This is a genomic window from Ruegeria marisrubri (assembly GCF_001507595.1).
Lineage (GTDB): Bacteria > Pseudomonadota > Alphaproteobacteria > Rhodobacterales > Rhodobacteraceae > Ruegeria > Ruegeria marisrubri.
The window spans coordinates 150913-160484 of sequence record NZ_LQBQ01000039.1 but is presented as its reverse complement, the minus strand read 5'-3'; the positions used below and the strand labels follow the sequence as shown (position 1 = coordinate 160484).

The window sequence follows — 9572 nt, the reverse complement described above, 5'->3', positions numbered from 1 at the left end:
AGATCATGCGCGACCTGCCCATCGCGGCGCTGCGGCTGGACGACCGGACCGTGGCGCAGCTGAACCGGCTGGGCCTGCGGCGGATCGGCGACCTGCTGGGCCAGCCGCGTGCCAGTTTGGCCCGCCGGTTCGGGCGCGGTCTGGTTCTGCGGCTGGATCAGGCGATGGGCAGCGCGCCCGAGCCGGTCTCGCCCGCCCGCCCCCCGCATCACTTTGCGGTGCGGATGACCCTGCCCAACCCGATCGGCCTGGCCGAGGACGTGATGGCCGCCATCGACCGGATGCTGCCGACCCTGTGCGCGCGGCTCGAGGAAAAGTCCCGCGGGGCGCGGACCCTGCGGCTCGAGGCGCACCGCACCGATCAGGCGGCCGAGATCGTCGAGATCGGGCTGGCCCGCCCTTCCCATGACAAACACCGCATTCGCCCTTTGTTAGAGATGAAAATCGACCAGATTGACGCGGGCTATGGCATCGACATGCTGCGCCTTGCGGCGGTGCAGACCGAGCCGGTACACGCCCGCACCCTGACCGGCCATGCCGAGGCCAGCCGCGCCGTGCGCAACCGGCTGGTGGGGAACACGGCGCTGAATGACCTGATTGGCAAGCTGGGCGCGCGGGTGGGCCTCGAGGCGATCACGCGACAACACCCGGCGGCCTCGCACATCCCCGAGAAAACCGCGCAGACGCTGGCGGCGGCCTGGTCGGACCCGGCGCGCGACTGGCCCGCCCCGCCGCGCCCGCGCCCCCTGCTGATGTGGCGGCCCGAGCCGGTGATGGCCCCCGACCGCCCCGATGTGCCCGCCAGTTTCCGCTGGCGCGGGCGCGACTGGCAACTGGCGCAGGCCACCGGCCCTGAACGGATCGCCCCGGAATGGTGGCTGGATGACCCCAACTGGCGCAGCGGCGTGCGCGATTACTGGGTGGTGGTGACCGAGCAGGGCGACCGCCTGTGGCTGTTTTACGGCCATGGCGGCGCGATGTCCTCGGGCTGGTTCTGCCAGGGCAGTTTCGCCTGACCCCCGGCGCCGGCGGTTCGGGGCGTGCTCGCAACGCCTCAACTGCCGGCGATCTGCGCGCATCGGGCTTGATTTGGCAAAAAAATGCGGCAAGGCTTGGGTCATGAACATGCAGCCTCCCAGCCCGTTCACGGCGGGCCCGGCCCAGATGCAGGTCGCGTTCGACCGGCGCGAGTTGTCCTTGATCCTCTCTGTCTATGGCCGGATGGTGGCGGCAGGAGAGTGGCGCGACTACGGCATCTCGAACCTGCGCGACATGGCCGTGTTCTCGGTTTTCCGCAGAACGGCGGAACATCCGCTCTACCGGATCGAAAAGAACCCCAAGCTGCGCCAGCGGCAGGGCATGTATTCGGTCGTCGGCATGGACGGGCGCATTCTCAAGCGCGGCCACGACCTGCGCACGGTTCTGCGGGTGCTCGAGCGCAAGCTGATCCGGTCCGTGGACCCTGACTAGAGCCTTTTGTGCGCGGTGACCGGCCCGTCGCCCTGCGCGGCGATGCGTTCGATCGCGGCCTCCAGCGGCTCGAATTGCACCGCCATGTGCCAGGCATTGGCATGCAGCAGGGTCTGCGGGTCCGCCACCCAGGCCACATGGCCTTTCCAGAATAGCAGATCCCCCCGTCGTGGCGCGCTGCCCGGCGGCAGGGCGGTGCCAAGTGCCGCCTCCTGATCGCCACTGTCGCCGGGGCAGGGGCAACCGCAGGCCAGAAGCGCCGCCTGCACCAGTCCCGAGCAATCCAGCCCGAACCGGCTGTTGCCGCCCCACAGGTAGGGCGTTCCCAGGAACAGTTCGGCCACCGAGACCGGATCTGTCATCACAATGCCTTCGGGCTGGACATGCACCTTGGGAATGAACCCCTGACCGGTTTCCACGAAGGTATCCGATTCAGACTGCACCGCGATCCGGCTGCCGAAACTCAGCGACATGCGGTCGGGGCTTTTCATGTCGGGCCGCGCATAGACATGCGTCGCCGCTGCGCTGACCCAATGCGTCGCCTCGGTCACCGGGCCAAGCACATCCGCGGGCACCCAGCCGGAATAGCCATCCTTGTCGGCGACCAGCCGGCTCATGCCCTCGCGCTCTTCGATGACGCGGACCGTGTCGCCGAAAAGCAATTGCCGGTCGCGCGGCCCACCGGGCGCGCGCAGCAGATCGACGACGGGGACGGTGATCTGGCGCCTTGTCATAGCTTCAGCAATTCCGGCAAAGCCCCGAGAATTGCCCGCGGCCCCTGCCCCAGCCCGCCCTTGCTGCGGCCCGGTTCTTTGGCCCGCTGCCAGGAATAGATGTCGAAATGCACATAGGCGCTCTGGGTCACGAAGCGGCGCAGGAACAGGGCCGCCGTGATCGACCCCGCAAAGCCGCCCGACGGCGCGTTGTCCAGATCCGCGATCCCCGGTTCGATCATCGCCTCGTAGGGTTCATGGAACGGCATCCGCCAGATCGGATCGACCATCCGTGCCGCGGCCCGGCCCAGCGCCAGCGCGGCCTCGTCGTCATCGGCGTAGAACGGGGCCAGATCGGCCCCCACGGCCACCCGCGCCGCGCCGGTCAGCGTCGCCATCGAAATCACCAGATCCGGCGCCCCTTCATCCGCCAGCGCCAGCGCGTCGGCCAGCACCAGCCGCCCCTCGGCGTCGGTGTTGTTGACCTCGACCGTCAGCCCCTTGCGCGAGGTCAGGATGTCGCCGGGGCGAAAGGCGTTGCCCGAGACCGAGTTCTCGACCGCCGGGATCAGCACGCGCAGTTTCAGCGGCAGGTTCAGCGCCATGATCATCCGCGCCAGCCCCAGTACATTCGCCGCACCGCCCATGTCCTTTTTCATCAGGCCCATCGCGACGGCGGGTTTCAGGTCCAGCCCGCCAGTGTCGAAACAGACACCCTTGCCGACCAGCGTCAGCTTGGGCCCCGATTGCCCCCAGTTCATCTCGATCAGCCGGGGCGCGCGATCTGCCGCGCGCCCGACCGCATGGATCATCGGCAGGTTGGCCTCCAGCAGATCGTCACCGGCGATGGTTTCGCAAGAGGCCCCGAATTCCCTGGCCAGGTCCTCGGCGGCGGCCTGCAACTCGCCCGGCCCCATGTCGGCGGCGGGCGTGTTGACCAGATCGCGGATCAGGGCCTCGGCCTGCGCCAGCACCTCGATCCGCGCGGCCTCCACTCCCTCCGGTGCGACCAGTTGCGCCTTGGCCCCGGACTGGGACTTGTAGCGGCCATAGGCATAGCCGGTCAGCAGCCAGCCCAGCGCCTCGACCTCCAGCGCCTCTTGCGCGACACCCGAGGCAATCCGGTAGGTGCCTTTCGGCAACGCCTGCGCCGCCGCCGCCAGCGGAAAACGCTTCCGCGCCCGATCGGACGCCTTCCCGTATCCCGCCAACGCGCATTCCGGTGCGCCATCCCGGCCGGGGATCAACAGGGTCTGTCCCAAGGCCCCCGTGAACCCGTTTGCCTGAACCCAGGACCCAATCTCGGGCGACTGGCTCTCCAGCCACGCATCCAGGCCGGTCCGGTCAATCACATGCAGGGGGATCGCGCCGTCCGAGGGCGCGGCGAAGGTCAGTGTCATGGGCAGGTCACCTCTGTCTGGTCGCGCCCAGACTACCCTTCGGCCCCGCGCCTGCAACCCCCGTCAGATCGACAGGTCCTGCTGATCCCAGACCGCGGCAAGTGATCGCTCGCCGACCCGGATCAGGCGAAACAGCGTCGCGCTGGCGGCGACGTGATCGCCCGAATCCACCGCGCCGGTCACGTCATTCGCAACCCGCGCCAGCGCGCTCATCCCGATCTGCTCGGCGATCGCCACCAGCGACCGCGCGCTCTTGCGCAGGCCGACCCAATCCTGCCGGCGCCACATCCGGTCGCAATTGGACAGCCGCACCGCCAGTTCCTCGATGGCCCGGCACACCACTTCCTCTGCGTTGCGATCACCCAGTTGGCCGACCAAGGCCCCCAACCGGTCCGCATCCAGACGCACGGATTCCTTCTGATCAAGCGTGACAACTTTCTCCACACCCTTCACCCCAATTTCTGCGCACCCCCACGGTACAGGGGCATCCTGACACCGCAATTCTTCGCAAAAGGTTGCTGCGAGGGCAGATAATGTCTCGAATTTTCCCGCAATTCGGAATAAATGAGCGACGGAGCGAAAACTGCGGGGACACAGGAATGGAATTTGCGCGACCTCTGCCAAGCTACCTGGTGCAACGGTATCACGGCTGGAAGGCCACGACCTATTCGGAAAACAAGGCGTGGTACAAGCGGCTTGCGACCGAGGGGCAACGCCCCCGCGCGATGGTGATTTCCTGCTGCGACAGCCGGGTGCATGTCACCTCGATCTTCGGCGCTGACCAGGGCGAGTTCTTCATTCACCGAAACATCGCCAACCTCGTGCCGCCCTACGAGCAGGACGACGCGCGCCACGGCACCAGCGCCGCGATCGAATACGCGGTGACGGCCCTGAAAGTGGCCCACCTGATCGTTCTGGGCCATTCGCAATGCGGCGGCGTGCAGGGCTGCATCGACATGTGCAAGGGCAATGCCCCGCAACTGGAAGCCAAGGAAAGCTTTGTCGGACGCTGGATGGATGTCCTCAAGCCCAAGTTCGAAACGGTCGCGGGCATCGAGGACAGCGCCGAACAGGCCCGCCAGTTCGAGCGGCAGGCGGTCGTCGCCTCGCTGGAGAACCTGATGACCTTCCCCTTCGTCGAAAGCGCCGTGAAGGAGGGAGAGCTCAGCCTGCACGGGCTGTGGACCGATATCGGAGAGGGCGGGCTGGAATGTTACGACCCGGCAACCGGGAAGTTCCACGAGGTCTGAGCAGCATCAGATGCCAGAGACAAAAAAGGCGCCCCACGGGGCGCCTTTTTCGTTTCCGTCCGGCCTGTCTCAGCCTTTCTTCAGAACCTCGCGGCCCAGCAGCTCGGCGATCTGAACCGCGTTCAGCGCCGCGCCCTTGCGCAGATTGTCCGACACGCACCACAGGTTCAGGCCGTTCTCGACGGTGGCGTCCTGACGGATGCGGCTGATGAAGGTGGCGAAATCGCCCACGCATTCCACCGGCGTGACGTAGCCGCCGGACTCGCGCTTGTCGATCACCATGATGCCGGGCGATTCGCGCAGGATGTCGCGGGCCTCGTCCTCGTCCAGGAATTCCTCGAACTCGATGTTGATCGCCTCGGAATGGCCGACGAAGACCGGCACCCGCACGCAGGTCGCGGTGACCTTGATCGAGGGATCGACGATCTTCTTGGTCTCGACCACCATCTTCCACTCTTCCTTGGTGGAACCGTCCTCCATGAAGACGTCGATATGCGGGATGACGTTGAAGGCGATCTGTTTCTGGAACTTCTTCGGTTCGACCTCGTTGATCGGGTTGTAGACGGCCTTGGTCTGGTCCCACAGCTCGTCCATGCCTTCCTTGCCGGCGCCCGACACCGACTGGTAGGTCGAGACCACGACGCGCTTGATCTTCGCACGGTCATGCAGCGGCTTGAGCGCCACCACCATCTGCGCGGTCGAGCAGTTGGGGTTGGCGATGATGTTCTTGTTCTTGTAGTCGTGGATCGCCTGCGGGTTCACTTCCGGAACGATCAGCGGGATCTCGGGATCGTAGCGATAGAGCGACGAGTTGTCGATCACCACGCAGCCCGCGGCCGCCGCCTTGGGGGCGTAATCCTTGGTCGCGGCCGACCCCACGGCGAACAGCGCCATGTCCCAGCCGGTGAAATCGAAGGTGTCCAGATCCTGGGTCTTGAGTGTCTTGTCGCCAAAGCTGACCTCGGTGCCCAGCGACCGACGGCTCGCCAGAGCGGCGATTTCGTCAACCGGGAACTGGCGCTCGGCCAGGATGTTCAGCATTTCGCGGCCCACGTTGCCCGTGGCGCCGACGACGACGACGCGATAGCCCATGTCTAGTCTCCTACGTTAAGGACGCGCGTTCATAGCACCCTTTGCGAAAGAAAAAAGGGGGGCGGGGGGCCTGATTGCCGCAATCTGCCCGATTTCGGGCGTGGCGCGGTGTCTCAGCCCGCGTCGAGAAGGCCCTGATACAGCTCGACCAGCGCCCGTGCCTCGCCCTCGATGTCGAAATGGCGTTCGACATGGGCGCGCGCGGCCACGCCGGCGCCGGAAAGGGAATCGCGATCGGCCAGCATCGCCGCCGCAGCCGCCGTCAGCGCCGGAACGTCACCCGGCGGCACCACCCGGCCCAGCGACGGGTCGGTCACGATCTCGGAAAACGCCCCCACATCCGTGGCCACCACCGGCACGCCACAGGCCATCGCCTCCAGCGGCGTCAGGCCGAACCCCTCCCACCGCTGCGGCGCGATGAACAGGTCCAGCACCTGATACCATTCCGCGATCTTGTCCACCGTGACCTCGGGCATGAACAGGATGCGGTCGGACAGGCCGGCCTCGGCCACCTTGGCCTTCAGATCGTTCAGAAAGCCCACATGCTTTTCCGTGGCCCGCCCCATGACGATGCCCGTCACGTCATCGAACTGCCCGCACAGCCCGATCATCGCATCCACGAAGGCGTCGGTGCCCTTCTGGTGCCGGATGCGCCCGTAGCAGCCCAGCAGCAGCCCGTCGGGCAGCCCCAGCTTTTCGCGCAGCGCCGCCTTGTCCTGCGGCGGGGTGAAATCCCGCAGGTTGATCCCGTGCATGATCACCTGCGCGTCCCGCTCAAGATACCCGGCCGTCTTGCGCGAGGTCGCCACCACCGCGTCCATCCTGCCGATCAGCCACTTGGTATAGCCCGTATGCGCCCGTTGCGAGGCGCTGGTGAACAGCAGCTTCAGCCTCATGCGGAACAGGTGGCGCAGGATCAGGCCCAGCAGCATCTCGGTATTGCGCCGCGCGTGCCAGACCCGCAGCTTCCCGCGCGGCAGCAGAGGGATCTTCCACAAAGGGATATGCGGGATGTCAGCCGGCAGGCCCGGCCCCGTGGCCGCGATCTCGATCCACCTGTTCTGCAACGGCACCAACCGCGCGATCGTCGCCGTCACCCCCGACAGGCGGCGTTTCAGATTCGGAGCGATGACCCGCGCGTCTTTCAAGTTCTTCTCCTGTCGCCGATCCGGTGGGCCTCAGTCGATACTGTCCCGGCTGAACACATATACCGCGCAGCCGGCAGCAAGCGCGACCGCAAAAAAGCCGAAAATGGCGATGTAGGGCGCCGTGGCGCCACCGTCGGCATATCCCGCGTGAATGCGCCCGGTGACGAACTGCATGATGCCGACGCCGCCGATCCCGAAGAGGTTCAGCAGGGTCACCCCCCGCCCGACCAGATGCGCCGGAATGAAGGCCCGCCCATGCGCCATGACCACCGGGAACGAGGCCCCCAGAAAGCCGATGACCGCCAGCAGAATGACCGACGACCAGACCGCCCTGTCGATCCACAGGCACAACAGGGCCAGCGCTGCGGCGCCCAGCACGTTGCCGCCCAGCACGACCCATTTGCGGGTGCCCAACAGCCGGTCGAGCGGCCCATAGGCAAAGGTTCCCGCGATCATCGCCGCGCCCATGACCAGCGTCGCCTGCCCGATCTGCGTGGTCTCCAGCGCGAACACGTCCCGCAGATACGGCCCCGCCCACAACCCGCGCAGCGCGGCGGACGGCGCATAGGCCACCAGCATCAGCGGCAGGATCGTCCACAGGGCGGGTTCCTTCAGCAGGTCGATGAGCGACCCTTTCTGATCGCCCGAGGCCTTTTCCGGGTCATGCACGGTTGCCCAGATGCCGACCGCCACCGCGCCGGAAATCGCGGCCAGCCCGGCAAGCGTGGCCCGCCACCCGATCAGCTCGACGGCAAGGGCAGTGGGATACGAGGCAACCAGATTGCCGACCGAGCCCACGCCCAGCATGACGGCGGCCAGCGTGGCGAACCTGGCCGGGGGAAACTCGCGCGCAAAAATGAAATACGAGGCCATCAGCACCGGCGAGCATCCCACCCCGATCAGGACCATCGCCAAGCTCACATGGATCGGCGCGGTCGCCGCCGCGAACAGCGCCGCGCCACCCGAGCCACCCAGCAGCAGCAGAACCGAGGCGGTGCGCCTCGGCCCGATCCGGTCCAGCGCCCAGCCGACGGGGATCTGCATGGCGGCGAAAGTGATGAACCAAAGCCCCGAGGCATGGGCCAGATCCTCGGGCACGGCACCGATGTCGCGCCCCAGATCTGCGGTCAGAACCGCCAGAAAGGCCCGGAAGAACTGGCTCAGCACATAGGCCAGACACAATACCACCAAGCCTGCCCGCATCGCCCTTGCCTCGCCGATTGCCCAATCCCGGGCATGGTTCGCACGTTAAGCAGCCGGGCACAAGCGCGTGTGGTTTGTTGCAAGTTTCTGAATTCAGCCGTTCCCGCTCTAATGTGGTTTCGAAATCTGCGAGGGGCAATGCGCGACCGGCACGATTCATTCTATGAAGACCTGACGCCGTTGCGCGATTTTGCGCGGCTGGCGGACCCTGCGCAGTTCCAGCCGGTTCCGCAGGATTGGGTCGTCGGCGTCGCGGACATCGTCGATTCGACCGGCGAGATCGAGCGAGGCCGCTACAAGACCGTCAACATGGTCGGCGCCGCGGTGATCGCGGCCATGATCAACGCGCTGGAAGGGCAACAGTTTCCTTTCGTCTTCGGCGGCGACGGCGCGGCCTTCGCGATACCCCAGGCAAGCGCCTCTTTGGGCCGCGCCTGTCTGGCGACATTGCGGCGCTGGGCTCAGGAAGAGTTCGATATCTCGCTGCGCGCCGCCGTCATCCCGGTCGCCGACATCCGCGCGGCGGGGCGCGACCTGCGCGTCGCGCGTTTCGCGCCGTCGGACGGCGTCGACTACGCGATGTTCTCGGGCGGCGGACTGGCCTGGGCCGAGGCCCGAATGAAAGCCGGAGACTACACCTTGCCCCTTGCCGCGCCCGGCACGCAACCCGACCTCGAAGGGCTCTCCTGCCGCTGGTCCAACAGCCGGGCGCAGCGCGGGCAGATCGTGTCGCTGGTGGTTCAGCCCACCGAACACACGACCGAGCAGGAATTCGCCGCGCTTGCGCAGCGCCTCGTCGCCATATCCGAGGGGCTGGAGCGCGGCGGCCATCCCGTTCCACCGGGCGGTCCGCCGATCAATTGGCCACCGCCCGGCCTGGATATCGACGCGCATGTGTCCCGCAAGGGCGGCAGCCTGGCGCTGAAGAAACTGCTCCTGCTGGCCCAGAACCTGTTCATCTGGTCTCTGTTCAAGACCCATATGCGACTCGGCTCATTCGACCCCGACCACTACCGGCACATGGTCAGCAGCAACGCCGATTTCCGCAAGTTCGACGATGGTTTGAAAATGACGCTGGACTGCGATCAATCCACGTTGGCGCAGATCCGGCAAGTGCTGGAAGACGCCCGGGAAAAGGGACAGGCCCGGTTCGGGATGCACGTCCAGCAAGAGGCGATGATGACCTGCTTCGTGCCCTCGGCCATGCAGGACGACCACGTTCACTTCGTGGACGGCGCGTCCGGAGGATACGCGCGGGCCGCCGCCGCGATGAAACAGCAGCCCGCCCACGCCTGA

At 66.5% G+C, this 9572-nt stretch carries 10 protein-coding genes; 4 read left to right on the top strand and 6 right to left on the bottom strand.

The annotated features are described in order from the left end of the window. Together AVO45_RS19250 and AVO45_RS19245 are read left to right on the top strand one after the other, a co-directional pair. On the top strand, positions 1-1016 hold a 1016-nt coding region (locus tag AVO45_RS19250; protein ID WP_169796034.1), incomplete at its 5' end, for a DUF6504 family protein. Between the two features lie 103 nt (positions 1017-1119). Continuing rightward, entirely contained in the window at positions 1120-1470 is a 351-nt protein-coding gene (locus tag AVO45_RS19245; protein ID WP_068350261.1) for a DUF2794 domain-containing protein, read from the top strand. On the opposite strand, the gene AVO45_RS19240 is transcribed toward AVO45_RS19245, so the two are convergent. The 3 genes from AVO45_RS19240 to AVO45_RS19230 form a co-directional block, all read right to left on the bottom strand. Beyond that, entirely contained in the window at positions 1467-2204 is a 738-nt protein-coding gene (locus tag AVO45_RS19240) for a C40 family peptidase (RefSeq protein WP_068350259.1), read from the bottom strand. The two genes, AVO45_RS19245 and AVO45_RS19240, sit on opposite strands and share 4 nt — an antisense overlap. Then, positions 2201-3583, bottom strand: a complete 1383-nt coding sequence (locus AVO45_RS19235; RefSeq protein ID WP_068350256.1) for a leucyl aminopeptidase family protein — start codon at positions 3581-3583, stop codon at positions 2201-2203. Before AVO45_RS19235 ends, AVO45_RS19240 begins: the two co-directional genes overlap by 4 nt. Before the next feature lie 63 nt (positions 3584-3646). Next, positions 3647-4027 (bottom strand): hypothetical protein, encoded by a 381-nt coding sequence (locus tag AVO45_RS19230; RefSeq protein ID WP_420819941.1) that lies wholly within the window; start codon positions 4025-4027, stop codon positions 3647-3649. A gap of 155 nt (positions 4028-4182) precedes the next feature. Here AVO45_RS19230 and AVO45_RS19225 point away from each other — a divergent pair, with 155 nt between their 5' ends. After that, positions 4183-4833 (top strand): carbonic anhydrase, encoded by a 651-nt coding sequence (locus AVO45_RS19225; protein WP_068350254.1) that lies wholly within the window; start codon positions 4183-4185, stop codon positions 4831-4833. A 69-nt stretch (positions 4834-4902) separates the two neighbouring features. On the opposite strand, the gene AVO45_RS19220 is transcribed toward AVO45_RS19225, so the two are convergent. The 3 genes from AVO45_RS19220 to AVO45_RS19210 form a co-directional block, all read right to left on the bottom strand. Further along, a complete protein-coding gene (locus tag AVO45_RS19220; protein ID WP_068350252.1) occupies positions 4903-5925 on the bottom strand; it encodes an aspartate-semialdehyde dehydrogenase in 1023 nt (340 codons plus the stop codon). Between the two features lie 113 nt (positions 5926-6038). Continuing rightward, entirely contained in the window at positions 6039-7073 is a 1035-nt protein-coding gene (locus tag AVO45_RS19215) for a glycosyltransferase family 4 protein (protein ID WP_068350249.1), read from the bottom strand. 30 nt (positions 7074-7103) lie between these two features. After that, positions 7104-8276 carry an MFS transporter gene (locus AVO45_RS19210; protein ID WP_068350247.1) on the bottom strand — a complete coding sequence of 391 codons (1173 nt, stop codon included), beginning with the start codon at positions 8274-8276 and terminating at the stop codon, positions 7104-7106. A 138-nt stretch (positions 8277-8414) separates the two neighbouring features. Here AVO45_RS19210 and AVO45_RS19205 point away from each other — a divergent pair, with 138 nt between their 5' ends. Next, positions 8415-9572, top strand: a complete 1158-nt coding sequence (locus tag AVO45_RS19205; RefSeq protein WP_068350246.1) for a DUF3095 domain-containing protein — start codon at positions 8415-8417, stop codon at positions 9570-9572.

Excerpts from the sequence above, each read along its gene's own strand:
- AVO45_RS19210 (WP_068350247.1), bottom strand. The coding sequence starts at position 8,276 with ATGCGGGCAGGCTTGGTGGTATTGTGTCTGGCCTATGTGCTGAGCCAG.
- AVO45_RS19240 (WP_068350259.1), bottom strand. The coding sequence starts at position 2,204 with ATGACAAGGCGCCAGATCACCGTCCCCGTCGTCGATCTGCTGCGCGCG.
- AVO45_RS19245 (WP_068350261.1), top strand. The coding sequence starts at position 1,120 with ATGAACATGCAGCCTCCCAGCCCGTTCACGGCGGGCCCGGCCCAGATG.
- AVO45_RS19205 (WP_068350246.1), top strand. The coding sequence starts at position 8,415 with ATGCGCGACCGGCACGATTCATTCTATGAAGACCTGACGCCGTTGCGC.
- AVO45_RS19225 (WP_068350254.1), top strand. The coding sequence starts at position 4,183 with ATGGAATTTGCGCGACCTCTGCCAAGCTACCTGGTGCAACGGTATCAC.
- AVO45_RS19220 (WP_068350252.1), bottom strand. The coding sequence starts at position 5,925 with ATGGGCTATCGCGTCGTCGTCGTCGGCGCCACGGGCAACGTGGGCCGC.
- AVO45_RS19235 (WP_068350256.1), bottom strand. The coding sequence starts at position 3,583 with ATGACACTGACCTTCGCCGCGCCCTCGGACGGCGCGATCCCCCTGCAT.